Below are 25,650 nucleotides of genomic sequence, written 5' to 3' on the forward strand. Positions count from 1 at the left end.
GGCGCGGTGTCCGTGCCGCCGGGGGCGTGTGCGTCGGCGCCGTCCCGGGCCCGGTCGCCGCTCCCGGCGTAGTCGGCGATCTGCCGCCGGACCTCCGCGGGGACCCCCGCGGTCGCGCCGGGCGCCTCGACGAGGTCGCCGCCGCGGGCGTCGCCGGGCATCTCCATGATCCAGCCGGGCCTGATCAGGCTGGCCTCGGAGAGCCTGGAGCCGTCGGGCTGCACGCGGTCCTTGTTGAGCGCGTAGATCTCCTTGTAGCGGCGGCCGTCGCCGAGGTGGCGTTGGGCGATCTCCCAGAGCGAGTCGTGGTGGCGGCCCTCGGGCGGCTGGATCCGGTAGTACTTCGTGTCGCCGTGCCGGTGGGCGGCGTCCGCGTGCGCGGCGGCCACCGACGCCTGCGCGGCGACGGCGGCGGCGCCGTCGGCGGCCCGCTCCTGCTGCTGCGCGAAGAGGCCGGGCGTCTGCCGGGCGGCGGCGACGGCGGGCTTCTGGCCGCCCTCGACGGAGTGCCCGAGCTGCGAGAGCCCGGGGGTGAGTCCGGCCGCGGTGGCCCCGACCAGCAGCAGCGCGGCGACGAGCTGCCGGGCGAGGAGCTGACTCGGGCCCGCGCCGGGCACCCGCCCGGGGACGCCGACACCGGAGAGCGCGGCCTTCACCTCGACCAGCACACAGGCGGTGAACTGCGCCCAGGCCAGCCAGACGACGACCGTCAGGATGTTCAGGAACGTCGAGACGGTGATCTCGCTGCGCAGCCAGTCCAGGCTCGGCACCCCGTGGGGCAGCGGCCACCCGATGAACAGGACGAGGGCCGCGGGCACCCCGGCGAGCAGGACGAGCAGCGCGGCGAAGGCGAGCAGCGCCCGCAGCACGTCGCCGACGGTACGCCGCTGGACGCGCACGGGTTGCGGCGTCCGGTTCCGCGGAGCCGTGGAGCTTGACGAGCTGGAGGTGCGGCGTCGCGGCATGACGGGGGTCCTGGGTCCTGTGGTCGGGGCTGGGGATGGGGGGGCGGGGCGGGGCGCGTGGAGCCCACGGAGATCTTAGGGAGGGAGCGTTCGCACGGTCGAGGGGCGGAGGGGAGGGAGCGGAGGGAGAGAGGTGGGGTGCTCTCGGCGGGCGGGGGCGGGGTGCCTCCGGCGGGCGGGGCGTGGGTCATGGGGTGGTGCGGGACGGCGGTCGGTGGCAGGTACGGGACGGCAGTTGGCGTCGGGCGCGGGACGGCAGTTGGCGTCGGGCGCGGGACAACGGTCGGCGTCCGCTGCGGGGCGTCGGTCGGCGTCGGGGGTGGTGGGCGGGTTCGTGGTCGTGTCGCTCACCCCACCTCGTTCTCCGCCACGGCGTCCCCGTGCACGACGACGTTCCCGCCGTAGAACAGGCCCGTGAAGACCGGCGCGTAGGTGAGCTGGACCTCGACGCGGACCTCGTCGGCGTCCGCCGTCACGCAGTGGGTGGCCGCGATGTCCGCGCCGCTCAGGTCCATGGTGCGGGCGAAGGTCTTCACCCGGGCGTCGCAGTTCTGGTAGTTGATGGGCGCCGCGCCGCCCTCGTCGTCGTACAGGGCGTCCAGGTCGATGTCCTGGGCCGCGTAACGGGCCGCCTGTTCCGCGATGTCGGCGGCGCGCTCCCGCTTGGAGATCGACATCCCGCCATCGATGACGAACGCCGACAGGGAGAGGAAGACGAGCGCGAAGACGATGACGGCGCCTGCTCCCGAACCCCGGTCGTCCAGGCGGGCCCGGCGGTCGGCGAGCCAACGGCGGGCCGTGGCGCGGAGGTTGCTCACGCGGTCCTCCGGAAGGGGTCGAGGGGTGAACTGAAGCGCGCCGTCAGGGTGGTGGGGATGTCGAGGCCCAGCATGGCCAGGCCGCGCACCCGGCAGCTCACCTCGACCGTGAAGATCGTGCCGGAGACGAAGCCCTGGCTGGTCTGGACGACGTTCACCGGACCCGAGCAGACGTCGGCGAGGTCGGCCTCGGCGGCCCGCGCGGCCTCCGACATCGCCGTCGCGTGGTCCTTCTGGATCGAACCGGCACGGGCCGCGTCACGGGCGGCGCCGTCCAGGGCTCCGCGGCCGTCGACGAGCTGTCCGAACGCCACCAGGACCAGGATGAACATGATCATCACCGGGGCGAGGATGACCACCTCGACGGTGGACAGGCCCCGGTCGTCGGCGGACGGACCCCGGTCGGCGGCGGCGGACGGACCCCGGTCGTCGGCGGCCGCCCTGCCGAGGGGGTTCACCCGGGCGCGTGCCCGCCGGGCGTGGGGCGCTGCGGCGGAGGCTGCGGTGCGGTGGGTCATCGGCCGCCCGCCCCGTCGTCCCGTACGAATCTCTCCACCGGTCCCTCCGACCGCGCGTGCACCGTCAGGTCGAGGCCGGGGAAGACGGTCGGGATGCGGGCCGTGATCTCCACCCCCACCGTGTCCGCGTCGGGCTGACGCATCGTCACGTCCGGGGCCAGGACCAACTGCGGCCCCAGTTGGCGGATGTAGCTGTCCACCACGTCCCGCGCCTCGCCCCGCCAGGCGCCCGGCTGGTCGTGCGCGGTGGCGCGGGCCTTGCGCGCACCCGCCTGCGCGGCGGCCTGGGCGACGTGATCGGCGAAGAAGTACAGCGCGAACTGCACCGTCGCGAAGATCATGAAGAACAGGACCGGCGTGAGCAGCACGAACTCGATCGCGGTCATGCCGGACTCACCGCGGGCGGAGGCGGCCTCCACCCGGCGGCGTGCCCAGCGGCGTACACGCACCGGCATCCCCGTAGACCCTTGTCCCGTCGGCGCGTTCAGCAGGTCTTGCTGGCGCTCGCGCCCTTGATGCAGTCGCCGACCTTGTTCGCGCCGTCGCTGAGGGCGGTGTTGATGATCGCGGCCACCACGCCGACGATCGCCACGACGACCGCCGAGATGATGACCCACTCCACCGCGGAGGCGCCGCGGTCGAGTTCACCGGAGCGGACGCGCTGCACCCGGCCCTGGAAGAAGGTGACGAGGAGGTCGACGGCGGGGACACCGGTGAAGAAGTTCCGCGCTTTCATGGTGGGTTGTCCTCTCGGAGGCAGGGCGCCGGTCGACCGGCGGCGGTGTGCCGTTTCGGTTGCCGTTCGCTGCGTTCGGTGGGGTCGATGCGTCCGGTGGGACGCGGTCGGACGGGGTGGCGGTTCGGTCGGTGCGGGACTCGGGTGGGCTCGCGTCAGGACACCTGGAACACCCGCATCGCCGCCGGGAAGATCAGGAAGACCAGGAACCCGGCGCACAGCAGCAGTTGCGCGACGAGCATCGACTGCGACTTCTCGCCCGCGCTGCCCTCGATCTCGGCGAGTTCGCGGTGCCGCATGGTCTCGGCGCGGGAGGCGAGCGACTCCCTGACCTTGGCGCCGTCGTCGGCGACCAGCGCCAGCGAGGCGGAGAGGTCCTTCAGCTCCTCCACCCCGATGTCCTCGCCGAGCCGCCCGAGCGCCTGCCACTGGCTGGTGCCGGTGATGCGGGCGTCGGCGAGGGCGTTGCGGATGCGCTGGGTGGCCCAGCCGTCGGAGACCTCGGCCGCCGCCATCAGCGCCTCCGGCAGACCCCGCCCGCCCGCCAGGCTCATGGACACCAGGTCCAGATAGGCGCCGATCACCCGGCGCAGGTCACGGCGCTTGTCGGCCGCGTCCCGCCGCACCTCCAGGTCGGGCAGGAAGAAGAAGAGGGCCGCGCAGGCGAGCGCAAGCCAGACCGGCACGACCGGGCCCTCGGCGAGGCTCATCGTCCACACCACGGCGAACAGGAACGGGCCGAAGACCAGTCCGGCCACGGCCAGCAGCACCTTGGTGGCGAGGAAGTTCTCCCAACTCCGGTCCAGCACGGCGAGATCGGCCCGCAGCGAGCGCTGCTCCCAGCCCTGCTGAAGATAGAACTCGGAGACCCGCAGGCCCACTTGGGCCCGCAGTCCGCCGAACCTGCCCTGTGCGGCGCTCTGCCGCGCGGACTCGTAGGCGGCGCCGCGGGCCCGCATCGCGTCGATCCGGGCGACCTGCGAGACGGCGCTGCGCCGGGCCGGGACGAGGGCGCGTACCAGGACGTACACGCCGAGGCCCAGGATCGCGCCGACGAGGACGGGCATCGTCAGGCTCATCGTCGTACCCCCTCTTCCTGCTGCGGGCTCTGGCCGGGTGCGGTGCGCGGGCGGACGAGCCGGACGGCGGAGTCGTCGCGGACCAGGAACCGTTCGGGCGTCTCGATGGTGGAGAGCTTGCGCAGCCACCAGAAGCCGAGCGCGAACAGGCCGCAGACGCAGGCCAGGACGAGCTGGCCGGTGGGGGTGCCGTACGGCTCGACGAAGTCCCGGTTGAAGACGGACAGCCCGAGCACGAACGCGATCGAGACGGCGACGACGATCTGCACCGAGCGCCGGGTGGACGAGCGCTGGGCCATCACGCGCTGGCGCATGTCCACCTCCTCGCGGGCCGACTTGGCGAGCGCGCCGAGGACCTGGCGCAGACCGGGGCCGCGCAGCCGGGCGTTGAGGATGAGCGCGGCGACGATGATGTCGGCGGACGCGTCGTCGATCTCGTCGGCGAGGTGCTGGAGCGCCTCGGGCAGCGGGGTGCGGGACCTCAACCGGTCGACGAGCGCGTCGAGATGGGGCCGCAGGACGGGGGCGGCGGCCCGCGCCGACGCCGGGATGGCCTGTTCGAGGCCGACGGCGCCCGCGATGGTGTCGCGCAGCGACTCCGTCCAGGAGGCGAGGGCCTCGACCCGGCGCATGGCGGCGCGTTCCTCCCCGGCGCCGCCGAACAGCCGGTCCCAGAAGAAGACGAGGACCCCGGCGGCGATCCCGGCCACCGCCCAGCGGGTCAGCAGCAGGACGACGACGGCGACGATGGCGGCGAGCGAGCCGCGCCGTCCGGCGAACCGGACGATCTCCGCGGCCCGTTCGGCGGCCTTCTGCCGCTCGTGGGCCGGTCTCGCGGGCAGCCCGCGGATCGCCGCCACGAGCAGCGCGAGTCCGCCGCCGACGGCGACTCCGCAGCCGACCGAGTACAGCACGGTCGTCGAGAAGAGGCCGCCCATGGATCCGAGCGGGCCCGCTGCGACTGGCGTCATGTTCACCCCCATGTCCCGGTGGGCCGGTAGCCCTGGGCGATCAGGTCGTCCAGGCAGGAGATCGGGGCGTGCGGGACGACCCGTCCGTCGTGCGCCTCGGCGAAGACCTCGCTGGACAGGACCCGGCCGTCGACGCCGTTGACCTCGCGCACCGACGTCACCGCGCGCTGGAGGCGGCCGCCGGTCTGGAAGTCGTTGCGCCGCTGGACGAAGACGACGAAGTTGACGGCGCCCGCGATCAGCATCTGGCTGGCCTCGATCGGCAGCCGTTCGGTGGCCTGCAACGCGTAGGTGGAGATGCGGTTGAAGACCTCGCTCGAGCTGTTGGCGTGGATCGTGGAGAGCGAGCCGTCGTTGCCCTGCGACATGGCGTTGAGCATCGTCACGATCTCGTCGCCGAGGACCTCGCCGACGATGACCCGCGACGGGTTCATGCGCAGCGAGCGGCGGACCAGCTCCGCCATCGAGATGGCGCCCTGGCCCTCGGAGTTGGGCAGCCGCTCCTCGAACGCCACGACGTTCGGGTGCAGTTCGGGGAAGGTGTCGAGGCCGAGTTCGAGGGCGCGCTCCACGGTGATGAGGCGCTCGTGCGGGGGGATCTCGTTGGCGAGGGCCCGCAGCAGGGTCGTCTTCCCGGCGTTGGTGGCGCCCGCGATCATGATGTTCTTGCGGGCCCGGACCGCGCAGGCCAGGAAGTGCGCGACCTCGGGGCTGAGCGTGCCGTTGCCGACGAGGTCGGAGATGAACACCTTGCCCAGCCGGGCCCGGCGGATGGAGAGCGCCGGGCGGCGGGCCACGTCCATCACGGCCGACAGCCGGGAGCCGTCCGGCAGCCGCAGGTCGAGCTGCGGGTTGGCGGTGTCGAAGGGGCGCGAGGAGAGACCCGAGTAGGCGCCGAGCACCTGGATCAGCTCGATCAGTTCCTCGTCGGTCTCGGCGACCGGTTCGCCCTTCTCCTCCCGGCCGTCGGCGTACCCGACGAAGACCTGGTCGCAGCCGTTGATGTCGATGTTCTCGACGTCCGGGTCGTCGAGCAGCGGCTGGAGCCGCCCGACGCCGAACAGGGCCGCGTGCACGGCCGCCGCGTACTGCTCCTCCGTCTCGGCGTCCAGCGGGGTGCGGCCCGCGTTGATCTCCGCGCGGGCGTTCTCCTCCAGGATCTGCGCGATCACCGCGCGGGCGTACTGCCGTTCGTCCTCGGGGGACATCGGGGTGACGCCGCCGGCCTGGTCGAGCCTGCGCTGCTCGGAGATGCGGTCGCCCGCGTCCTGCCGGAACCGCTTGACCAGTTGGTGGTCGACCGCGGTCATCGGCCGGCCCCCGCGTGCGGCGGCGGGGTGGGCACCGACCAGGCGGCGCCGTACTGCTGCTGGAGGTCCGCGGTGACCTTGCGGGCGCTGCGGACGAGGAGCGACTTGTCGAGCCGTCCCCGCCTGCGCCCGGCCAACTGGTCGGCGCCCGCGCGGTCGTCGGCGATGGTGCCGACCACCCGGGCGCCGGTCCGGGCGTGCACGAGCATGGTGTCGACCTGGCCCGAGATCTTCGCGGCCTCGCCGGTGTCGGCGACCAGCACGACCCCGATCTGCGGTGTGCCGAGGCCGCCCGCGCCGTGCGGACCGCCGTGCAGCTTCGTCGTCAGGACGGCGGCCCGGTCGCGGACCCGGGCGATGGCCTCGGGCTCGGTGCGGGCGATCAGCAGCACCAGGGCGGCGTGCGGGAGGAGTTCGAGGGCGGGGGTGTCGCCGCTGATGCGGCCGCAGTCGGCGATGACGTCGGCGGGCGCGTTCGGGGAGTCGGCGAGCGAGGCGAAGGCCCGGCCGAGGGTCGGCCAGAGACCGGCGAGCCCGGTGGCCTGCTCGGCCCCGCCGAGCCCGACGAGCACGTCGAGCCCGCCGCTCAACGGCTGTACGTGGTCCCAGAGTTGGTCGGGGACCAGGCCGCGGCGCGCGGTGGCGGCGATGGAGAGCATGCCGGTGTTGGGGTTCAGGGGTCCGCCGTGCGCGGCGGCGCTGCGGTAGACGAGGTCGCCGCCTGCCGGGTCGGTCTCGGCCAGCAGGACACGGCGCGGCCAGACCGCCGCGAGGGCGACGGCCGCGGTGGTGACGCCGGGGGAACCCTTGTCGGCGGCGAGGGCGATGAGGGCCATGGGGTGCGGAGCCGCCTTCTAGTTGCCGGAGACGCGGACGAGAGCCACTTCGTTGGCGGAGGCGGCCTGCGCGAGCGCCGCCGCCTGGTCGGCGTCGACGATCAGCGTGACCGGGAGGTTGGTGCTCCCGACCAGCTCGTCGCCCTTCTCCGAACGGGCGTAGTCGACCTTGGCCCGATCCACGATCAGGGTGTTCGCGCTGCCCGAGGCCGAACCGCCCGACCCGCTGCCGGAGCCGGAGCCGGAGCCGCTGCCGGAGCCGCTGCTGCCGACCCGGTAGGCGGCGACGGTGTCCCCGCTCTCCAGACCGTTCGGGTACTGACCGGCCTTGAGGGAGAGCCCGACCGTGGCCTTGCCCTCGGCGACCCCGGCGCTGTCGCCGAACATCTGGCCCACGGGGATGACCCCGGCCGGGATCGGGTTGAGCGCCTTCAGCTTCTTGAGCGCGTCGAGCTGCTTCCACGGGATGTACGCGACGCCGCTGTCGTCGGCGACCAGCACGGAGGTCGTGTTGGCGGTGCTGACCGAGCCGCCCGCCGGGATCTCCTTCGTCACCTTGACGACCTCGACGCGGTCACCGGCCTGGAGCACCAGCATCGTCGCGCCGAGCGCGCCGACGAGGATGAGGAGGACCGCGAGTGCGGCGAGCGCGGGCTTGCGCTCGCGCGGCGGTGTGGGAAGCCGGTCACCGACCGACGGATGAGCCGGAGCGCCGGGCCGTCCCGCGCCCGCCCCCGTACGCTCTTGGATCTTCAACGCAAACGCTCCCCGTAAGCCCAAGCTGGTCTCGACCAGTACTCAGTCGGCACCGCGTTCAGTGCCGTGTTCTCTTGCCTGTTCTGTGCCGCGCTCGTCGATTCTCTGCGAATCAGGACACTTCACCCGGGGCCGCCCGTGAACCGACGTCCGGGACGACCCGGACGTACCGCCCGACCTGGGCAATTAGCCACCGCAGGGGTGAGTGTCAAGCCATCGCACCGTATCAGCCGCACATAAGCCCCTCAAGGTGCTTCCGAACACCCGCGCCACACAGGGCAATTCGTTGTCCGTCTGCAACTCGGGCCGCGAAAGCGCAGGTTGCGGGGGCATTCGTCCACCCGGTCCGGCTGTGCGGAAGCGAATCCGGCCGCCGGTCGGTACGTCCGCGCCACCGGGCCACTCCTCACGCTGTGTTCATGAAGGCGGCACGATTCGCTCACGGCGGAGGGACAGGCGAACAGGAAGACGGGCAAACGGGCAGACGGCCAGAAGAAAGGGGCGGACTGGCGGACGGACGGACGGACGTCACCCGACCCGATGAACGCGCCCCGCGGAACCGCGCGTCACCCGGGCGCGGTTGAGGGCCTGGATCTCCCGGACCGTCACGTCCTGCTCGACGGTGGACAGGCCGTCCGGCAGCCCCGGCGCGCGGGCCGGTCCGTCGGGGTCGGCGGAGTCGGTCCAGGTGACCTTCCAGGTGATCGACGCCCGGAAGGGGTAGGCCGCGTCGCCGGAGGAGCGCCGGTACGTGACCTCGCACCCGGCGCCCGCGCTGTCGACTGTGTACCCGCCGCCGCGCTCCACCAGGTCGTACGTGCACGACCGCGGGTCCGCGTCCGCGGTACCGGCGTCGACCCGGAGCGCGACGGGGGTGGCGACCGTGGTCGCGGCCATCCGCACGCCCTTGTGGTCGAGCGCGGCGGTCGTCCAGACCCGGCCGAAGTCCCCGTCCAGCGTCACCCGCGTCCCGAGATTCACCACGAGCCGCCCCGCCCCGGGCTTCAGCACGACCGGCGGGGTCGGCAACACGGTCGCGTTGTAGGCGAGTTCGGAGAGGATCTCGGGGGTGAGCTTGTGCGGATCGGGAGCGGGGTCGACGGGCGGGACCCAGATCTCCCAGTTGTCGGTGGTGACGGGACAGACACTGGAGTACTTCTCGTCGCGGAACTGCACCTGCCACCAGAGGCCCTTGTCGCCCTTGTGGTACTTCTGCCCGGCGCGCTTCCTCGCGTAGCCGGCCGCCGGTTCCCTGGCCCCGGTGTACGCGCTCTTGATGAACTTCTCGTACTCGTCCGGGGTGTACATGGGCTCGTACCAGCAGGCCGGGGGCTTCCAGTCCACGTCCGCCGAGGTGGCGGGCGTGGTGGGTCGCCCTGAGCCGGTCCCGCTCCGGCTGATCCGGACGTGGGCGCCGATGGAACCCTTGCCGGAGTCGCCACCGGAGTCGTCGCCCGGCTGATCGGGTTCGGTGGTACCCGAATCACCCCCGGTGGTCTCCCCCGCGTTCGCGGGGAAGCCGGTCCCCAGCGCCGCGAGGAGACCGATGACCACGGCTGTTCGGAGGGCCGGGCGCAGCATGATCACCTCTGCCCCTGGAGGCACGTCGCGTCCCCCTTCTTCCAGCTCTGCTGTGTCACCTGCCAGTCACCGGCCGAGTCCCTGGCGGTCTGCACCGTGTAGAGGACGAAGTCCTTGTCGCTCGGCCGGGTGCGCTGGACCTCACCGCTCTTGATCACCTTGTTGTACGCCTTGCTCTGGTCCTCGCAGTAGCGAGCCGCAGCCTTGCCCTTCGCGACGTCCGTGACCTCGAAGCCGTAGTACCGGTAACCGCCCGTCACGGTCAGGCCGTCCTTCTTGAACTCCTCGACCCGCTTGACCCAGTAGACGAGGGCGTTGGCCGCGAAATAGCGGTTCATGTTGACGGTCTGCCCCTTGCCCGCGCCGAAAGCCTCGACCCGCGCATGGGCCGCATAGGAGAGGTCACTCAACACCGCGTCCTTGGTCGCGTCCCCCGTCTCCTCGCGGTCGGCGGTGACGGTGATGTCGGACGGCAGGTCGAACGCGGGGGCGTCCTTGTCGCGGGACGCGGAGGCGGACGGCGACGCGGGGGCCGACGTCGCGGCGCCGCCCGCCCCCTCGATCCGGTCACCGTCCCCTCCGTTGCCCGCGTCGCTGCTGCAACCGGTCACAAGGACCAGGGAGGCGAGAAGGCCGGCAGCAGCGGCCCCGCGTCGGATGGTCGCCATGAGTTACGTTCCCCCAGAGTCGGACGATCGGCGTGCGTCGGGATGATCCCACGCGCCACACGGGCCGGGCCACGCGGCGACGGTGGCCGATGCGCTTCCGTGAACTTCGTGGAGAGCCCTTCACAGGGCGCCGGTGACCCGACTAACCGAAGAGTCCACCGAGTTTCCTGCCCAGAGCCTTCGCGCCGTCCGAGAGCTTCTCGGCACCTTCTCCGGCCTTTTTCCCTGCCCACGCCCCCGCGTCGGCCACCTTCCCCGGGAACCGCTTCACCGTCTCCCAGTTGTCGACGATGGTGGCGACTCCGTACACCGCGCCGGTCACAGCGGCCGCGCCGATCGTCACCGGGTTGGGCGCGATCATCGCAGCGGTCAGGGAGGCGTTGAAAGCGACACCGGAGACCTTCGAGACGTATCCGGCTCCCTCACGCTTGAAGGCCGTCGCGGGGTTTCCTTCCTGCCAGACGTCGACAGCGCCCACTACGGTCGAGACCGCGCCGCCGCCTGCACCGGCGGCACGCCACCACCCTGCGGTGCGCAACGCCGCTCCCGCACCTCCGGCGAAGGCGCCGAGCCGACCCGCCCCGGCGGCCCGGGACGCGGCGCTCACGTTCTTTCCGACCTTGAGGACGTTGGTCTCCCAGGCCCAGAGCTTTCCGCCGTGCAGTTGGGCGAGTGTGTCCGAGCCGGTGAGAGCGCTCAGGATCGCCGGGGGCGTCCTGGCGCCGATCGTCCCGCCGAGGCGCGCCACCTGGGCCGGGATGTAGCTGGGAGCACGGCCTTTGAGGATTTGGGCCAGAGTCGTACCCGGCGCCTTGAGAAAGGTGCCGTTCTTGAAGTACTTGATCAGGTGCAAGGTGCCTGCGGCCGCCACCTTGAAGGCCCCTGGCACAGTCGAAGCGAGGGCCGTCAAGGTGATGTAGTCCCCGACGACTTCGCCCAGGTTCTTGTCGCCGGACACCTTGGCGATCGCGTCGCCGGGAATCCGCTGCAGCCAGTCCTGATACGTCTCCCCCGGCTTCCTTCTGAGCCAGGCGGTGTCGGATTCCGATGCGTCGGCGACGGAAGCGTTCGCGATGAGCATGGCTTCCGGCGGCAGCCCTCCGCCCCGCAGTTCCTCCGGCTTGAAGCCCGCGTACAGAGCAGCGGCTCTGGGGTCGCCGTCCTCGGCCCGGAGGATGGCAGCGCGGCGGCGCAGGTCGACAGCGGTGTCGTCGGTCCAGCGCACCATGGGTCTGAGCGGGGCCAGTTTGTCCCGTACCCCGAGGCTCGACGCCTGGGTGAACGCCTCGTCCAGTCTGTCGCCGAGTTTTCCCCGCCCGTCGAACAGGGCGGCCAGATGCTCCAGGTCGTCGGGATTCCCCATGCGCTTGGAATGGTCACCCATTGACTCTCCGATGTCGATCGTTTGCCGGGACGCGTCACAGGCCAGAGCGGGAAGGTTCTCAGCGTCGGAGAACATTGCCGCCGTCGGTCGAAAAGCGTTGCGCGGTCAGGTCTTCGCGGCGCGCAATTCGTCTCCGCTCGGCAGCAGATCAGTGATCATGCGCCAGAGCTGCTCGGCCGACGTGCGCCGTACTCTGAGTACGCTTTCCGAGTTCACTCGGCCATCGGCGACCGGCTCCGCCGGCAACTCGCGCAGCCAGTAGCCCTCCAGGCCGCAGTCCCAGACAGCGAGTCCCGAGACCGCCGGGTTCCCGTCGGCCGGCAGCCGCGCACTTCCGTGCCACACCACCGTCATCCGCCACATGCAGTTGAGCTGGGCCAGTACCTCGACGAGCCTCGGCGGAGCCCCGGCGTCCCCGGCCATCGCTTGCGGCTCGTCGAGAGCGCTCGCCTCCATGCGCTCCACCACCCGGTCGAAGGCCCCCATCGTGGTGGTGATCTCCTCGGCGGAGTCCGTCTCGGCGGTCAGGTCCCGGTGCAGGCCGACCATGCGGGCCAGGCCCCACACCAGCGTCCCGGGTTCTGCGGGGACGTACTCCGACTCCGTGTCACCGGGCCAGTTCTCGTGGGTGAACAGGAAGTCGTCGCCTACAACGGCCCCGCTCCGTGTGGTGCCACGCGGGCCGGACAGTTCGACCTGCGCGATCACGCGCGGCACCATGAGCGTGGAGACCAACGGGTACAGCTCTGCGACGATCTTGTCTTCGCCGTCGATGATCCCGGCGGTGACCAATTCGCGCTTCGCCGTGGCCAGCTCCTGAGGCAGACGTCCCTCTTCGGCCAGCAGACCGAGGACGCTGATGTGGGAGTCCGACAGCCGCAGCCGTCGCCGGGCGATGTCCATGGAGGGCATGGTTCGTTGTTCCGTCCGTCCGAGAAGGCGTCGGTCGACGTGAGGGGGCGCCGGATCAGAGGTCGCTGATCCGGTTGAGGAGACGTCCGGGCAGCGAGACGAGCGCCCCGGTCGCCGTGAGGTTCCGGGTGTACACACCTTCGAGGACCAGACCGACGCCGATGTCGAGCGCGTCGGCCGCGCCGAGGCAGGTACCGGAGATGGTCTGCGGAAGCCGCCAACTGGAGCGCTCGAAAAGGACGGTGGCGCCGTCACGGCTCAGCTCGTGCCCGCGCTTGCCGCCCCGCTGGCTGTACACGTAGGCCCGGTCCTTGAGGTGGATGCGAAGGGCGCGCCCTCGCCGTCCCGGCAGCAGCGCGTTCCGGGAGAGATCGGCGGGCTCCCACTCCACCCGCAACTCGCCGCGCGCCAACAGCGGTCGCCGCAGATAACGCAGCCCGAGAAACGTGGTGAGCGGGAACCCCTCCCCGCTCACGGCCACTTCGCAGTACTCGGCGGGATAGTCGCTGTGCTCCGTGGGGAACTCCAACCGGACGTCCCCGACGCCGTCCACCTGCCCCGCCCAGGAGAAGACCTCGCCCCGGCGACCCCGGCCGGACTCCGCGCGTCGAAGCTCGAACCTGACCCCGCTCATCCGTCTGACGCCCTCCCCATTCGCCATCGAAAACACAACGCATCGTAAAGGAAGGACGATCGGGACCGCGCGCTCGCGAGTCGGCTGGCCCTGCGCCGACTTCGCCCTGCCGAAAAGCGAAGAGCACGGATACCGTCAGGGCTTCCGGCTCGACGCTGCCTTCGGCTCCCGCCCCAGCCGTCTCCGACCTCGGACACCGGCACAGCGGACAGGGGCTCCACGCACGTCCGGAGCGCAAGGCGGGGGCGGGGCGGGGACATCCTGCACATGGCTTCCTGGCCCCGGGACCACCTGCCTGTGCGGTGAACCGCGCTGCCGACGCCGCTGCGGCGAAGGCCGTAGAGCGGGCCACGGATGTGGCGGAGAAGAACCCGGCGGACCTCGATACCGCGGAATTCGACGAGTTGAACCGGCTCTTCGCCCAGAACCACGACGCGTACCCCTTCGCCGAGAGGATCGTGGGCGCGCTGGGTGCGCGGGGAACCCTGCGGCTCTGGGACGACATGAGCGACCTCGACGCGTCGGACGGATACGGCGACGTCTCCGATGTCGCCCGCGCGGACGACCTCGCTGACGCCCGGTGTGACCTCCCCGCCGGACTGCCCCGCTGAGGCAGCCCTGAGCGGCAGGCGGCGAAGGTGAGTTCACCGCCCGAAGCCCCGCTCGCCGGACCGCCGCGGATACCCCGTCCCGCCCCTGGCCCTCCTCGGCCGCTCTCGTAAAGCCGTGCGATCGCGTCGGTAGAGTCGTGCCGACCGAGGCGGAAACACGGCCGTGGAGGCGGATGTGGCGTTCAGCAGGAACAGCAAGGCGAAGCCGGCGGAGGAGGGGCCGGTGGACCCCGTTCCCTGGGAGACCGTCTTCCGGTTCGTCGTCGGGTCCGTCGAGCGCCCCCGGACCCCCAAGCAGCCCCGGTCGGTCTTCGGCAAGCCCGCCGTGCGCGTGCCGACCGGCGGCAAGGACCGTCCCGTCCTCGCCCCCTGCGCGTTCCTCGGCTCGTCGTCGGTGGCCGGGCTGCCGTCCCGTCCCGAACTCACCCTCTACGAGGACGCCGACGCCCAGCGCCTGCTGTGCTGGGTCGACGAGCCCGAGGAGGCGGACGGCGAGACCCGGCACACCGTCCGCGACGCCGGGGGCGAGGTCATCGGCGTGCTGCGGCGCGTTCCGCCGAAGCGTCCCTTCAAGCACACCTGGCGCATCGAGCAGCCCGGCCGTCCCGAGATCGTCGGGCGCAACGAGTGGGCGAGCGGCAGCGCGGGGCAGGTCGCGAGCCGGTTCGCGGTGCGGGCCGCGTTCGAGGCCGTGGACAGCCTCTTCCACGCGGGCACGGACGAGAAGACGACGGGCAAGGCGCGGTCCCTGGAGTGGCGGGCCGACGACAAGATCGTCATGACGTCCGAGGGCAGCCGGGAGGTGAAGATCGAGGCGACCTGGCTCGACCGGCGGCTCGCGTTCGCGTTCGCTCTGGTGGGTGACGCGTAACGGTTCTGTGGTGCGGCGCTGTGGGAACGCCGGGGCCGGGGTGGCGCGACGGGCGCGTGCGTAGGATGCGGCCAGTGGTGTGCGCGGGGGTCCACACCGTTGAGGGGGCAAGAGCGTGAGGAGCGTCAATCCGGACGACCTGGATCAGCTCGCCCGGCTGCTGGACGGCAAGGGCGGTGTCCGGGACAACCTCGACGAGGCGTTCTCCAGGGCCTCGCGGCTGGGTGTCTCCAGTCGGCTGACGTCGCTGAAGCCGCTGCGGAGCTGGGTGTCCGACACCGGTCCCGACCTCCGCAAGCGGGCGGCGATCGCCAGGCTGGAGAGCGGTGACCCGGAAGCCGGTGTGCTCTGGGCCGGTTTCAGCGGCAAGGAGATCGACGCCTTCCTCAAGGAGCACGAGGGCGAGGGGCTCTCCCCCGACGAGATCCTGCTCGCCAACTCCGTTGCCGCCAGCGACGATCCGAAGGCCGACGCCTTCAAGCGTAAGTCCAACGAGTCGCTGAACGACTGGATCTCGCGGATCAAGGCGCACGCGCTGGAGCAGATACCGGGGCTGAAGCCGCACGCGTCGACGATCATGACGGTGATCGACCTGTACGGCGACTGGAAGTCGGTCAACGCGACCACGGCCACCGTCACCATCCAGGGCGCCGCGCTCACCAAGGTGCTGGTCGGCAACTCCTTCAAGGAGGGGCTGCTGCGGACCTGGAAGACCCGCATCGGCGTCACGCTGCGCGGCTCGGACAACAACCTGCTGCGCTGGTCGGGCACCAAGCTCATCAAGTACACGCCGAAGATACGGTCGTTGGGCGCCCCCGGAAGCTGGTTCCCGAGCAAGCTCGGCCAATGGGCGCAGACGGTCCCCGGCACCAAGGCGAAGGTCGCCGAGTGGACGGGCAAGGGCTACGACGTCATCCGCGGCCTGAAGTTCATGAAGTCCCCCATCTGGAAGGGGGTTTCGGCGAACAAGGCGATCGACTTCATCGTGGGTTCCGACACCCTCGCGGCCCGCTACGGCGGCCTCACCCACTCCGGGCAGGCGGTCACCCGCGCCGGCAACGCGAACCTGCTCAGGACCTCGGGCAACATCTACTCCAAGGCCCGCGACCTCGGCTTCAGCCGCACCGCGTCGGTCACCAAGGGACTCGCCGGGGCGGGCAAGGTCGCCGGGTTCCTGCGCGGGGCGGGCGTCGCGGGCAGCGCCGCCTCGACGGTGTTCAGCGCCGCGAACGTCGTCGCGCAGGGCAACCCGGTCAAGGCGTTCCAGCGCAACGGCGCGGGCTATGTGGCGGACGTCGCCGAGGTCGGGTTCAACGCGTCGATGACGGCCGCGATGATCGCCCCCAACCCCGTCACCATCGGCCTCGCCGTCGGCTTCGGGGCGGTGTACGCGGGGGCGAAGGTCGTGGAGCACTGGGACGACATCAAGAAGGGCGCGGGCAAGGCGGCCGACTGGGTCGGCGACAAGACGAAGGACCTGGGCAAGAGCATCGCCAAGTCCAAGGCGAACCCCATGAATTGGTTCTGACGGGGGTTTCCGATCACTCCGGGCTGCCTTCGTCGCGCTGCGCACCGCTGAAGAGAACCTTGCCCGGAATCGACAGGATCGCCCCCATCGTCGTCAGGGAGTTCGTGTTGACCTCTTCGAGCACCAGGGCGATGGTGAGGTCCGTGACGAGCGCTTCTCCCTCGACGCTGACCTGCCGGGCGGGGCGGCCATCCCCCTTTTTCCAGGGGGGCGTGTCCAGGGTGATCGTGACGTCGTCCCTGCTGAGCTGCGCCCGCTTCATGAAGCCGTTGGAGGTGTACGTGTAGTGCTGTCCGCGGAAGTTCAGCTCCAGCCGGCGTGATCCCTTCCGGATCCCCTGCACCTTGAGGGCCATGGCCACCGGAGTGCCGTCCACCGTCAGCCGACCCCCGTCCACCGACGGGAGGATACCCGCGCCTCCGTTGAATTCCGCGTCGGGGAACGAGGGCCCGCTCAGGAGCACCTGCCGCAGGTGTGCCCGCCCAGGCTCTCCCCTCGGCCTGACCACGCTCACGGCGCCGAAGGGCCCGGCGTTCGCGGTGAAGCCGTCCGGAACGGGGTACGTGTCGTTCGACTTCAGCGTGAAATCGAAACCCGTCATCGATGCATCCTCTTTCTAGAACCAGTTCATCGGGTTGGCCTTGGACGTGGTTCTGACGGGGGGTCCGGCTACTCCGGGCTGCCTTCGTCGCGCTGCCTGCCGAAGAGGAAGCGCAGGGGGATGGCGAAGAGGGCTCCGCTGGTGGTGAGCACCGACGTGTCGACCTCCTCCAGGACGAGGGCCAGCGCGAGGTCGGTGGCGGTGGCGTCGCCTTCGACCCTGCCGACGCGTGTTCCGCCGACCTCGGGGATGTAGCGGCCCCGGCCGGTCGTCACGTCCAGTCCGTCCCGTCTGAGGCGCGCCGTCCAGCCCGCCGCCTCGTAGATGTAGGCGTGCCCCTGGTGCCTGATCTCCAGCCAGCGGGACCCCTTGCGGACGCCCTTCACCTTCAGTTCCAGGTCCACCGCGACCTCGTCGATCTTCAGCATGCCGCCGTCCAGGGAGGGCCGATTGGCCGCGCCTCCGCTGAACACCGCGTCCGGGAACCCGTCGCCGGTGACGGTGGCCCTGCGCGGCGGCTCCTCACCCGGCCCGGAGTACGGGGCGAGGACCCGCACCTCCCCGAAAGGACCCACGGTGCCGGTGTAACCGGCGCGCAGGGGCCCTTGCAGCTCAGGAATCAACTCGAACTCGAAATCGCCCATCGTTCCTTCTCCGCAGTCAACTCATCGAACACTCGGCACTTCTTCGGGCCAGATCTGCGCCCACTCCCCCGCCCACCCGGCTCCCCGGTTCGGCCGCTGCTCCGGGCTGATCTCTCCCCGCTACAAGCCGCTGAACGAGACTCTGCCACCGGCACGGGCGCCTCGATCGTCGTCAGGAAGGTCGCGTTGACCTCTTCGAGCACCAGGACGACGGCCAAGCTGTGCAGTTTTCCAGGCCGGGCCCATGCCACTCCACTCGACGGTAGAATCAGAAACCCGCCATCTCTGAAAATTGTCTTTCTAAACCCAGTTCATCGGGTTGGCCTTGGAATTGGCGAGACTCTTCCCCAAGTCCTTGGCCTTGTCGCCCGCCCAAGCCTTGGCCTTGCTCGCGCCACCCTTGATGTCGTCCCAGTGTTCAACGACCTTGGCCCCGGCGTAAACCGCTCCTGTCACCGCCACTGCTCCGAGCGTGACGGGGTTAGGTGCGACCGTAGCTGCCGTGAGAGACGCATTGAAGCCGACCTCAGCCACATCGGCAACATACTTGGCGCCCTCCTCACGGCTTCCGAAGTGGCTCACCGGGTTTCCCTGGGCAACCAAGTTCACGCCGCTGTAAACGGTGGACGCCGCGCCACCGACGACGCCTGCACCGCGCAGAAGGCCTCCCATACGCCCCGCGGCCCTGAGCCCCTCACCAGCAGCCGCCAGTCGCCCGCCACCAGAAATGCGGGACGACGCGAAAGCATTCTTACCCACCTTCCAGTAGCTCGCATTGGCAGCACGCTGCACCTCGACCCCGGAATGGGTAAGCCCGCCGAATTCACGAGCCAAGTCATCGGAGCCCACGATCCCATCGACCAGCTGCTTTCCGGTCATACCGAATAGCTGACGATTGGTCATTGCCCCCGAATCACGAAGGAAGTCATACCCTTCACCCACCTGGGAGAGTATTTGCGAGTTCAGGAAGGGCACTCTGGCGAGATTGCGGTACAGGGAATTATTGGACGCTATCCCGGCGAGCTTGCTCGGAAGCCAAGTACCCGGCGCAGAGAGAGATTTTACGACCGGCTTCCACTCGACGAGGCCGACCGCCCATTGGTCCACCTTCTGTGGCACCCACCAGCTCCTGGCAGCGAGTCTCTGGAGGACACCAGCAAGCTGAGCCTTACGCGTGTGCAGTACGCCCCGTGTCAGCGAGTTCCCCATCACCACCTTGGTCACGTTCACCGTCTGGAACGCGGCTCTTCCACCATGTCCCACTGTCGATCTGACGTCACCCACGGCACCGAGAAGTTCGCCAATTTCTTTCTCGTACGGCCTGAACACCGGGATCTTCGCGATCCCGTGGGCCCGCAGGCGGTCGACCCAGTCGTCAAGGGACTCCCTTGACCTGCGGCGGTAGGCCTCCGCCTCAGGTCCGCCTTCGACGGCCAGGGCGTTGGCGATGAGGACGGCGCCCGGAGCCTTGAGGTACACCGCCACCTCGGCGACCTCCTTCTTGCTGAACCCCGCCCACCTGAGCCCCGCGTCCGGGTCCCCGTTCTCCAGACGGGCGACGGCCGCTCGCCCCCGGAGGTCGGCGGCCGTCTCCGTGGCCCAGGTGCGCAGGGGTTTCAGTGGAGCGAGTTCCGCTGAGACGCCCAGGCGGGACGCGCGTGTCATCGCCTCGTCCAGCTTGTCGGCGATGCCGTCGCGACCGTCGAGCAGGGTCGCCAGCCGGTCGACGTCGTCCGGATCGATGCTTCTCATGCCGTGTCGGCGACGTTCAGCTCTTCCCGGTCCGGCAGCAGATCCGTCAGTTTCTCCCAGACCTCGCCCGAGTCCGACCCGCGCAGGACCAGCGGGCTGTCCGGGCCGACCTGGCCCGCGGTGATCGGCTCCTCCGGCTGTTCGCGCAGCCAGTAGCCGAGGGGGCCGCAGTCCCAGACGGCGAGGGCGCGGATCATCGTGGAGGTCCGACCGTCGTGCCTGCCGTCCCACGCGGTCGTGACGCGCCAGGTCGCGTTGAGCGAGACCACCAGGTCGCGGAAGAGATCGAGCGCGGTCCCCTCGAGGTCGGGGTCGGCCGCGGTGACGGCGTCGCGGACCAGCGCGCGGGTCGCGTCGTCGTCGGCGCCCGGCTCCTCCAGCGCGACGAAGGCCGCGTCGAGCGCCCGCATCGTCGTCGCGACGCGCACCTCGGGAGCCCCCTCCTCCGGCTTCTCGCCCCGGTGCAGGTTGACCTTGCGGGCGAGGTCCCAGACGAGGGTGTTCGGCTCGATGGAGACGTACTCCGACTCCTCCTCGCCGGGCCAGCCGTCGTGCGAGATGACGGCGTCCTGCCCGACGACGACGCCGTGGTTGACGGGTCCGTGCTCGCCGGTCACCTCGACCTGGATCAGCACGACGGGGTCGGCGAGCGCGCCGAGCAGATCCCGCAGCACCGGGGCGAGTTCGCCCTCCTCGCCGACCAGGCCGAGGCGTTGCAGTTCGACCAGCGACTCCCAGAGTTCCTCGGGCGGTGTCTCACCGTCCAGCAGGTGGGCGAAGACGGCGATGTGCCGGTCGGCGAGGCGGAAGCGGGCGCGGGAGCTGTCGTACGAGGGCACGGGAGGGGTTCCTTTCGCGGCGCGGCGGTCGGGCGCCGGCTCACTTCTTCGGGTTCTGGAGGTCCTTGGCGGCCTGCGTGGCCTTCTGCGCCTCTTCGCGCAGTGCTGTCGCGACAGTGCCGCACGTCGTCTGCCAACTCCGCAGCCTGCCGCGCACGTTGTCCGCGTTCGGCCCCTCCCAGGAGCCCATCCCGGTGGTGCTGTGCTTCTTCGCGGCGTCGACGAGCGAGTCGATGTGGTCGGCGAGCGACCTCAACTGCCCGGCCCGCTGGTTGAGTTCCTGTATGTCTGGATTTGCCATAGCAGTCTCCCCCGTGTTCTCGGCGGTTGCAGCATACCGACGCGTGCGGGCGCCCCATCTGGCCCGGGACCGGCGTGAACACCCTGTGCGCGGCGGCCCGTCGGATGCCCGGCGGCACTGGACGGCGGTGACGGGCGGTGCGGTAGCGTCCACTGGTGCAAACGGACAGTCCGTTTGTCACTGATCACACGGGGAGGATCGCCATGGATCGCGGTGCAGATCTTCAGCAACTCCGGGAACTTTCCAAGCTCTACAAGCAGAAGGCCCACGACCTTCAGGTCCTGATCAAGGAACTCGACTCGAAGACGTCCGGCAGCCAGAGCATCTGGAAGGGTCCGAAGGCCGAGCGCTTCCGCCAGGACTGGCAGGACGTGAAGCCGACCTTCTCGAAGTGGGTCGACACGCTGAACGAGGCCAGCAAGTCGTCCAACACGAGCGCGGACAACATCGAGCGCGCCACCTGATCGCAGGCGATCCACGCGGACCGGGCCGTACCCGGGGGTGTCCGGCCCGGCCGGGCGTCCCCGCGGCGCCCGCGGACCCGTCCGCCGCACGGCTCACGGCCCGGCCCGCGCGGGCCCGTTCACACGAACGGGCCCCCGGGTGCGGGCCGTGCGCCGTCACCCGTTCAGGACCCCGGGGCCGACGGGAACGGGCCGCGTCACATGGACGCCCCCGCCGTCACCGTTCACCGACGCCCGGAGCTGCGGGAACCGACCGACCGACGCGGACCGCCCCGCCGGTCGCTCCCCCTCGACACCCCCCGGCGCCGGCAACCCCGCCCCCGTCACCCGTGCAGCACCGCCTGGACCGGGGTGAACGAGCCGCCCGTGACGAACAGGCCGGTGCCCGCGGCGCCGCCGCCGCTGTTCGCGGGGAGCCGGACGCCGAGGAGTTCGCCGTCCGAGGGGCTCTGCGGGGTGAGCAGCAGGCCGTTGCGGGACTTGCGGGCCTCGACGGCGAAGCCCCGGTACTGCCCGGAGAGGCTGTCGGTCGAGCCCGCGACGAGCACCCCGACCCCGCCGTCGGCGGCCTTGCGGACCACCTCCTCCAGCGCCTCGTCGAGGCTGGTGTCGTAGAGGAGTTCGGCGTCGTCGACGACGATGACGCAGGAGCCGTCCGGCGCCTTGCCCATCAGCTCGGCCAGGTCGTCCTCGCGGCTGTCGGCGTTGAGCACGCCGAGGACGCCGGGACGTCCCTCCAGCTCGCGCAGGGGTGAGCGGCGCGGGGTGACCAGCACCACCGGGACGCCCGAGGCCAGCAGCGACTCGGTCGCCGTCACCAGGGTGCTGGAGCGGCCGGACCTGGGCGGTCCGGCGATGACGAACCCGGGTCCGTTCTCCTCCAGGTCGACGCCGACGGGGCGCAGTTCGTCGCCGCCGACGGCGAGGAGCGCCCAGAGCGGCGAGGGCACCGTGAAGTCGGGGTCGAGGGCGAGCGCCTCGGCGGCCGTGACGCGGGTGGGCAGCGCGTCCACCCGCAGCGGGCGCCGGCCGGCCGGGATCCGCCGGTGGCGGGCCCGCGCCTGCTCGGCGATCTCCCGCAGCGCGCGCACCTGCGCCTGTCCGGCCGGGTCGGGGGCGAGCAGGCTGATCTGCGTCTCGTCCACCCCGGTGTCGGTGATCCGCAGGGCGCGGCCGGGCGGCATGTTCTTCGGCACCTCGCGCGGCTGGAGCCCGGCCGTGGAGTAGTCGTTCGGGTCGGCGAAGCGCAGCACGAGCCGGTCGGCGAACGCGGACGACACCTGGCCGCTGAGCCCGCTGCGGTCGGCGGTCATGACCACCTTGAGGCCGACGGCGGACCCCTCGCGGAAGATGCGCTGCACCGCCTCGAGGAGCTGGCCGTAGTTGTAGTTCTCGAAGGCCGAGGCGAAGCCCTCCCAGCCGTCCAGCAGGAGCACCATCCACGGCAGCCGCTCCTCGGGCGCGGCCGAGGCCCGCTGCTCGGCGGCGCTGGAGGCGCCCTCCATGGCGAGCAGCCGCTGTCTGCGGGCGATCTCGGCGAGCAGCCGGTCGATCAGCCGCCGCACCCGGTCGGGTTCGTCCCGGCTGACGACGGCCCCGACGTGCGGCAGCCGCATCAGCGGCAGCAGGGCGTTGGAGCCGCAGTCGACGCCGTAGACGTGCACGTCGTGCGGGGAGGTGGCGCCGGCCAGCGAACCGGCCAGGGTGCGCAGGACGGTGGAGCGTCCGGAGCGGGCGCCGCCGAGGAGCAGGGTGTGCTCGCCGTGCACCAGGTCGAGCGCGAGCGGGCTGCGGCTCTGCCGGGCGGGCAGGTCGACGAGGCCGTACGGGATCGGCGCGACGTCGTCGCCGCGTCCGGCGTCCGGTCCGGCGGCGTGGGCGGCGACGTCGTCCAGGGTGACCAGTTCGGGCAGCGGGGGCAGCCAGGGGCTGCGCTGCTCGCCGAAGCCCATGCGGGCGGCGCTGTCGCGGACGGCGTCGACGAGCACCGCGAGGTCGGTGACCATCGTGCCGTCGTCGTCGGCCTGTTCCCGCTTGGGCAAGGGGCGGCTGTAGGCGTTCCACGACAGCGGCAGCAGGGTGGCCCGGGGGCCGCCGGCACCGGTCGCCGGGCGCCGGCCGCCGATCCGGGCGGACTGCACGCCGACCAGCGACTGGGCGCCGGAGCGCACGTACATGCGGCCGGGGGTGGACTTGGCGATGGCTCCGGCGTCGGGGGCGTCGATGACGTCCTGCGACTCGGAGGCGTCCGTCACGCGCAGGGCGATCCGCAGGTTGGTGTTGGCCCGGATGTCGGCGCTCACCACGCCCGCGGGGCGCTGGGTCGCCAGCACCAGGTGGACGCCGAGGGAGCGTCCGCGCCGGGCGATGTCGACCAACCCGGCGATGAAGTCGGGCAGTTCGGCGACGAGGGAGGCGAACTCGTCGATCACCAGCACCAGTCGGGGCATCGGCTCCAGCTCCGGGCGGAGCCTGCGGGTGTCGTCGTAGTCCTCGATGTCCTTGGCGGCGGCGTCGAAGAGGATGCGCTCGCGCCGGTGCAGTTCGGCGGCGAGCGAGGCGAGCGCGCGTTCGGTGAGGTGCGCGTCGAGGTCGCTGACCATGCCGACGGTGTGCGGCAGCCGGGCGCAGTCCATGAAGGCGCTGCCGCCCTTGTAGTCGATGAGGACGTAGTTGAGGGCGTCGGGGCGGTTGGCGACGGCGAGCGAGGCGATGATCGTCTGGAGCAGCTCCGACTTGCCCGCGCCGGTGGTCCCGGCGACCAGGGCGTGCGGGCCGTCGCGGCGGATGTCGAGGACGAACGGGCCGTCCGCGGCGACACCGATCGGCGCGGCCGTGGTGGCTCCGCCCGCGCGCCAGACCCGTTCCACGTCCGCGCCGGTCGGGTCGGGCAGGGTGAGCAGGTTCAGCAGCCGGGCCGACGCGGGCAGCGCCGCGTCCGCGTCGTCGCGGCTGACGTCGCGCACCGGCGCCAGCGAGCGGGCGAGCAGTTCGCACCACTCGGAGGTCACCTGGTCGGCGAGGACGTCACCGGCGTCCTCCATGCCGTAGCCGCGGACGCGGACGTGGTGGGCGGCGTCGGGCGACCAGGCGACGACGGCCTTGCACTCCTCGGGCAGCAGCCGCTCGTCCTCGTCGACACAGAGCGCGACGATGCCGTACTGCGGTCCCTCGGTGAGGAGTTGGGGGATGCCGGGCACCCGGCGCAGCAGCCGGGCGCCGTCCAGGACGAGCAGCACGGCGGGGTCGGGGTAGAGCTGGCCCATGGCGTTCTGCTGGGTGCGGGCCGCCTTGCGGCGGGCGAGTTCGGTGAGGAGTTCGCTGACCCGGCGGGTGATGCCCTCGGAGTCGCAGCCCATCAGGGCGACGCAGTCCTGGCCCTGGTCCGGGCTGGTGTGCGGCAGCCAGTGCGCCCAGGTCCATTCGGCGCCCGCGGCCCGGGTGGCGGAGAGGGAGACCACGGAGAGGTCGCGGGGCGAGTGCAGGACGGCGGCCTGGACGGTGAGCCAGCGGGCGGTGGCCAGGGCGCGGGCCCGGTCGCCCGCCACGCCGACGACGCCGAGCCGGGCGAAGGGGAGGGTGACCGGGACGTCCGGCAGGACGGGGGGCCGCGGGAGGTCGTCGTCGGTGAGGGTCCCGCCGCGCGCCGGGACGAGTTCGACGTCCGACTCCAGGCCGCCGGTGCCGATCCGCAGCAGCAGCGCGTCCGGGTCGGTGAGCCTGCGCTCCCACAGGCGGCGCCTGGGTCCGGTGGCGAAGAGCAGGACCTCGGCCGGGTCGGGGGCGTCGGCGCGGCGGGCCCGCTGCTCCTCCTTGCCGAGCGCGGCGAGCCGGACCTCGTGCTCGGCGAGGTCCTTGCGGTACTGCTTCAGGGAGGACTTGTCCTTCTTCTTGCCCTCGCGGTTCTCGCTGATCCACTGGCCCAGCATCATCAGCGGGCTCATCAGGCAGAACGCCAGCATGTAGAGCTGCCGGGTGAGGGCGTACATGCCGAGCCCGAAGAACAGCGGCATGACGGCCATCAGGAGCTGGAACCTGGCCCGTTCGCCCTTGGCGGGCGGCACCGGGACCACGAGCCTGCGGCGGGGGCGGAGCGGGGACAGCCGGGGCGGCCGGTTGTAGGCGAGGCCGCCCTCGCTCATCGGGGAGAGGTGGGCGTCGGGTTCGCCGACCTCGTCGAGGACGAGGAGCGTGTCACCGGCGCGGACGACACCGCCGAGCGGCCAGGGCGTGCCGGGTGGCGCGGCCTCGTCGTCGAGGAGCACCTGCGCGCCGCCCTCGGCGGTCAGCCGCGCCTCGCCCCCGATGTCGATCGTGAGCCGCAGCGCGAGCGGCGGCAGCGCCGGGTCGGGGACGGGCAGGGTGCAGGTGGGGGCCGAGCCGACGGTCGTGGCGCCGACGCCGAGCCGGACCACCCGGCCCGCCGCGGGGCCGCCCGCGATGCGCAGTTCGTACCGTCCGACGGGTTCGCCCCGGCGCAGCAGCGGGCCTATGGAGTCGTCGACGGAGACCCGCGCGCCGTCGCGCAGGACGGTGGCGGCCGGGGCCAGGGGGTCGCAGTACTCGCCGTCCGCCCACAGCGACGGCGGCCGGGTCCCGGTGGCCTGCTCCGGCACGGGGGCCGGGCCGCGGCCCGGCAGCCGGACCACGTTCCCCGCGTCCCCCGTCCGTTCCACGGGGTGCCCGAGCGTCGCCCCGAGCGCCTCCGCGACGTCCCCCGCGGTGGCCGTGTCGTCCGTCGCGATCACGACGTCGTGCGGCTCACCGCCGTCCCGCACGACCGTGACCAGCAAGCGCATGGTCGTCCTCCCGTCGGCCCCGTGGGCCGCATACGACACTTCGGCTAACGGAGACTAACGGTGCCGGGCTCG

At 71.6% G+C, this 25,650-nt stretch carries 25 protein-coding genes; 4 read left to right on the plus strand and 21 right to left on the minus strand.

Annotation, left to right across the window (positions count from 1 at the left end; translation table 11 throughout):
* From GA0115242_RS07960 to GA0115242_RS08030, 15 genes are all read right to left on the minus strand, one after another.
* Positions 1-965, minus strand: a 965-nt coding sequence (locus GA0115242_RS07960; RefSeq protein WP_370672255.1) for a LysM peptidoglycan-binding domain-containing protein, incomplete at its 3' end; no start/stop codon positions are given.
* 347 nt (positions 966-1,312) lie between these two features.
* Positions 1,313-1,783 carry a pilus assembly protein TadG-related protein gene (locus tag GA0115242_RS07965; RefSeq protein ID WP_093826001.1) on the minus strand — a complete coding sequence of 157 codons (471 nt, stop codon included), beginning with the start codon at positions 1,781-1,783 and terminating at the stop codon, positions 1,313-1,315.
* Entirely contained in the window at positions 1,780-2,301 is a 522-nt protein-coding gene (locus tag GA0115242_RS07970) for a TadE/TadG family type IV pilus assembly protein (RefSeq protein ID WP_093826003.1), read from the minus strand. The genes GA0115242_RS07965 and GA0115242_RS07970 overlap by 4 nt, the downstream gene beginning before the upstream one ends.
* Positions 2,298-2,756 (minus strand): TadE family protein, encoded by a 459-nt coding sequence (locus tag GA0115242_RS07975; RefSeq protein ID WP_093826005.1) that lies wholly within the window; start codon positions 2,754-2,756, stop codon positions 2,298-2,300. The genes GA0115242_RS07970 and GA0115242_RS07975 overlap by 4 nt, the downstream gene beginning before the upstream one ends.
* A 29-nt stretch (positions 2,757-2,785) precedes the next feature.
* Positions 2,786-3,037: a hypothetical protein gene (locus GA0115242_RS07980; protein WP_093826007.1), complete on the minus strand. Its 252-nt coding sequence runs from the start codon at positions 3,035-3,037 to the stop codon at positions 2,786-2,788.
* Positions 3,038-3,192: 155 nt separating this feature from the next.
* Positions 3,193-4,116 (minus strand): type II secretion system F family protein, encoded by a 924-nt coding sequence (locus GA0115242_RS07985; protein ID WP_161353034.1) that lies wholly within the window; start codon positions 4,114-4,116, stop codon positions 3,193-3,195.
* Entirely contained in the window at positions 4,113-5,087 is a 975-nt protein-coding gene (locus GA0115242_RS07990) for a type II secretion system F family protein (RefSeq protein WP_093826105.1), read from the minus strand. The genes GA0115242_RS07985 and GA0115242_RS07990 overlap by 4 nt, the downstream gene beginning before the upstream one ends.
* A gap of 2 nt (positions 5,088-5,089) precedes the next feature.
* The gene (locus GA0115242_RS07995) at positions 5,090-6,397 is read right to left on the minus strand and encodes a CpaF family protein (RefSeq protein ID WP_093826009.1); all 1,308 of its coding nucleotides are present in this window, start codon (positions 6,395-6,397) and stop codon (positions 5,090-5,092) included.
* Positions 6,394-7,233 (minus strand): hypothetical protein, encoded by an 840-nt coding sequence (locus GA0115242_RS08000; protein ID WP_093826011.1) that lies wholly within the window; start codon positions 7,231-7,233, stop codon positions 6,394-6,396. Before GA0115242_RS08000 ends, GA0115242_RS07995 begins: the two co-directional genes overlap by 4 nt.
* Before the next feature lie 18 nt (positions 7,234-7,251).
* The gene (locus GA0115242_RS08005) at positions 7,252-7,989 is read right to left on the minus strand and encodes a hypothetical protein (RefSeq protein ID WP_093826013.1); all 738 of its coding nucleotides are present in this window, start codon (positions 7,987-7,989) and stop codon (positions 7,252-7,254) included.
* Between the two features lie 528 nt (positions 7,990-8,517).
* Positions 8,518-9,594, minus strand: a complete 1,077-nt coding sequence (locus GA0115242_RS08010) for a hypothetical protein (RefSeq protein WP_141721536.1) — start codon at positions 9,592-9,594, stop codon at positions 8,518-8,520.
* Complete coding sequence (locus GA0115242_RS08015) at positions 9,573-10,238, minus strand: hypothetical protein (protein ID WP_093826017.1); 666 nt, start codon at positions 10,236-10,238, stop codon at positions 9,573-9,575. The genes GA0115242_RS08010 and GA0115242_RS08015 overlap by 22 nt, the downstream gene beginning before the upstream one ends.
* A 142-nt stretch (positions 10,239-10,380) precedes the next feature.
* Positions 10,381-11,622, minus strand: a complete 1,242-nt coding sequence (locus tag GA0115242_RS08020) for a mucin-2 (RefSeq protein WP_093826019.1) — start codon at positions 11,620-11,622, stop codon at positions 10,381-10,383.
* A 105-nt stretch (positions 11,623-11,727) separates the two neighbouring features.
* Positions 11,728-12,525, minus strand: coding sequence for a hypothetical protein (locus GA0115242_RS08025; RefSeq protein WP_237548922.1), 798 nt, complete (start codon positions 12,523-12,525; stop codon positions 11,728-11,730).
* 64 nt (positions 12,526-12,589) lie between these two features.
* Positions 12,590-13,168 (minus strand): hypothetical protein, encoded by a 579-nt coding sequence (locus GA0115242_RS08030; protein ID WP_093826023.1) that lies wholly within the window; start codon positions 13,166-13,168, stop codon positions 12,590-12,592.
* Positions 13,169-13,470: 302 nt separating this feature from the next.
* On the opposite strand from GA0115242_RS08030, the gene GA0115242_RS08035 reads away from it, so the two are divergent.
* The 3 genes from GA0115242_RS08035 (at position 13,471) to GA0115242_RS08045 (ending at position 16,178) form a co-directional block, all read left to right on the plus strand.
* Positions 13,471-13,779 carry a hypothetical protein gene (locus tag GA0115242_RS08035; protein WP_141721538.1) on the plus strand — a complete coding sequence of 103 codons (309 nt, stop codon included), beginning with the start codon at positions 13,471-13,473 and terminating at the stop codon, positions 13,777-13,779.
* Between the two features lie 175 nt (positions 13,780-13,954).
* Positions 13,955-14,650, plus strand: a complete 696-nt coding sequence (locus GA0115242_RS08040) for a hypothetical protein (protein ID WP_093826026.1) — start codon at positions 13,955-13,957, stop codon at positions 14,648-14,650.
* 115 nt (positions 14,651-14,765) lie between these two features.
* Entirely contained in the window at positions 14,766-16,178 is a 1,413-nt protein-coding gene (locus GA0115242_RS08045) for a PE-PGRS family protein (RefSeq protein ID WP_093826029.1), read from the plus strand.
* Positions 16,179-16,191: 13 nt separating this feature from the next.
* On the opposite strand, the gene GA0115242_RS08050 is transcribed toward GA0115242_RS08045, so the two are convergent.
* The 5 genes from GA0115242_RS08050 to GA0115242_RS08070 form a co-directional block, all read right to left on the minus strand.
* The gene (locus GA0115242_RS08050) at positions 16,192-16,779 is read right to left on the minus strand and encodes a hypothetical protein (protein WP_093826032.1); all 588 of its coding nucleotides are present in this window, start codon (positions 16,777-16,779) and stop codon (positions 16,192-16,194) included.
* 68 nt (positions 16,780-16,847) lie between these two features.
* Complete coding sequence (locus tag GA0115242_RS08055) at positions 16,848-17,423, minus strand: hypothetical protein (RefSeq protein WP_093826034.1); 576 nt, start codon at positions 17,421-17,423, stop codon at positions 16,848-16,850.
* A gap of 300 nt (positions 17,424-17,723) precedes the next feature.
* On the minus strand, positions 17,724-19,175 hold the full coding sequence (locus GA0115242_RS40660; protein WP_093826037.1) for a hypothetical protein: 1,452 nt from the start codon (positions 19,173-19,175) through the stop codon (positions 17,724-17,726).
* Positions 19,172-20,014, minus strand: coding sequence for a hypothetical protein (locus GA0115242_RS08065; RefSeq protein ID WP_093826040.1), 843 nt, complete (start codon positions 20,012-20,014; stop codon positions 19,172-19,174). Before GA0115242_RS08065 ends, GA0115242_RS40660 begins: the two co-directional genes overlap by 4 nt.
* A 40-nt stretch (positions 20,015-20,054) precedes the next feature.
* Positions 20,055-20,315 carry a WXG100 family type VII secretion target gene (locus GA0115242_RS08070; protein ID WP_093826042.1) on the minus strand — a complete coding sequence of 87 codons (261 nt, stop codon included), beginning with the start codon at positions 20,313-20,315 and terminating at the stop codon, positions 20,055-20,057.
* 203 nt (positions 20,316-20,518) lie between these two features.
* Here GA0115242_RS08070 and GA0115242_RS08075 point away from each other — a divergent pair, with 203 nt between their 5' ends.
* The gene (locus GA0115242_RS08075; protein WP_093826044.1) at positions 20,519-20,779 is read left to right on the plus strand and encodes a WXG100 family type VII secretion target; all 261 of its coding nucleotides are present in this window, start codon (positions 20,519-20,521) and stop codon (positions 20,777-20,779) included.
* 323 nt (positions 20,780-21,102) lie between these two features.
* Here GA0115242_RS08075 and GA0115242_RS08080 read toward each other — a convergent pair whose 3' ends face one another.
* The gene (locus GA0115242_RS08080) at positions 21,103-25,578 is read right to left on the minus strand and encodes an FtsK/SpoIIIE domain-containing protein (protein WP_093826046.1); all 4,476 of its coding nucleotides are present in this window, start codon (positions 25,576-25,578) and stop codon (positions 21,103-21,105) included.
* Positions 25,579-25,650 lie beyond the last annotated feature (72 nt).

The sequence above is a fragment of the Streptomyces sp. SolWspMP-5a-2 genome, from assembly GCF_900091845.1.
Lineage (GTDB): Bacteria > Actinomycetota > Actinomycetes > Streptomycetales > Streptomycetaceae > Streptomyces > Streptomyces doudnae.

Excerpts from the sequence above, each read along its gene's own strand:
- GA0115242_RS08055 (WP_093826034.1), bottom strand. The coding sequence starts at position 17,423 with ATGGGCGATTTCGAGTTCGAGTTGATTCCTGAGCTGCAAGGGCCCCTG.
- GA0115242_RS07975 (WP_093826005.1), bottom strand. The coding sequence starts at position 2,756 with ATGCCGGTGCGTGTACGCCGCTGGGCACGCCGCCGGGTGGAGGCCGCC.
- GA0115242_RS08030 (WP_093826023.1), bottom strand. The coding sequence starts at position 13,168 with ATGAGCGGGGTCAGGTTCGAGCTTCGACGCGCGGAGTCCGGCCGGGGT.
- GA0115242_RS08050 (WP_093826032.1), bottom strand. The coding sequence starts at position 16,779 with ATGACGGGTTTCGATTTCACGCTGAAGTCGAACGACACGTACCCCGTT.
- GA0115242_RS07995 (WP_093826009.1), bottom strand. The coding sequence starts at position 6,397 with ATGACCGCGGTCGACCACCAACTGGTCAAGCGGTTCCGGCAGGACGCG.
- GA0115242_RS07970 (WP_093826003.1), bottom strand. The coding sequence starts at position 2,301 with ATGACCCACCGCACCGCAGCCTCCGCCGCAGCGCCCCACGCCCGGCGG.
- GA0115242_RS08080 (WP_093826046.1), bottom strand. The coding sequence starts at position 25,578 with ATGCGCTTGCTGGTCACGGTCGTGCGGGACGGCGGTGAGCCGCACGAC.
- GA0115242_RS08025 (WP_237548922.1), bottom strand. The coding sequence starts at position 12,525 with ATGGACATCGCCCGGCGACGGCTGCGGCTGTCGGACTCCCACATCAGC.
- GA0115242_RS07980 (WP_093826007.1), bottom strand. The coding sequence starts at position 3,037 with ATGAAAGCGCGGAACTTCTTCACCGGTGTCCCCGCCGTCGACCTCCTC.
- GA0115242_RS08020 (WP_093826019.1), bottom strand. The coding sequence starts at position 11,622 with ATGGGTGACCATTCCAAGCGCATGGGGAATCCCGACGACCTGGAGCAT.
- GA0115242_RS08015 (WP_093826017.1), bottom strand. The coding sequence starts at position 10,238 with ATGGCGACCATCCGACGCGGGGCCGCTGCTGCCGGCCTTCTCGCCTCC.
- GA0115242_RS08075 (WP_093826044.1), top strand. The coding sequence starts at position 20,519 with ATGGATCGCGGTGCAGATCTTCAGCAACTCCGGGAACTTTCCAAGCTC.
- GA0115242_RS40660 (WP_093826037.1), bottom strand. The coding sequence starts at position 19,175 with ATGAGAAGCATCGATCCGGACGACGTCGACCGGCTGGCGACCCTGCTC.
- GA0115242_RS08000 (WP_093826011.1), bottom strand. The coding sequence starts at position 7,233 with ATGGCCCTCATCGCCCTCGCCGCCGACAAGGGTTCCCCCGGCGTCACC.
- GA0115242_RS07990 (WP_093826105.1), bottom strand. The coding sequence starts at position 5,087 with ATGACGCCAGTCGCAGCGGGCCCGCTCGGATCCATGGGCGGCCTCTTC.
- GA0115242_RS08070 (WP_093826042.1), bottom strand. The coding sequence starts at position 20,315 with ATGGCAAATCCAGACATACAGGAACTCAACCAGCGGGCCGGGCAGTTG.
- GA0115242_RS07985 (WP_161353034.1), bottom strand. The coding sequence starts at position 4,116 with ATGAGCCTGACGATGCCCGTCCTCGTCGGCGCGATCCTGGGCCTCGGC.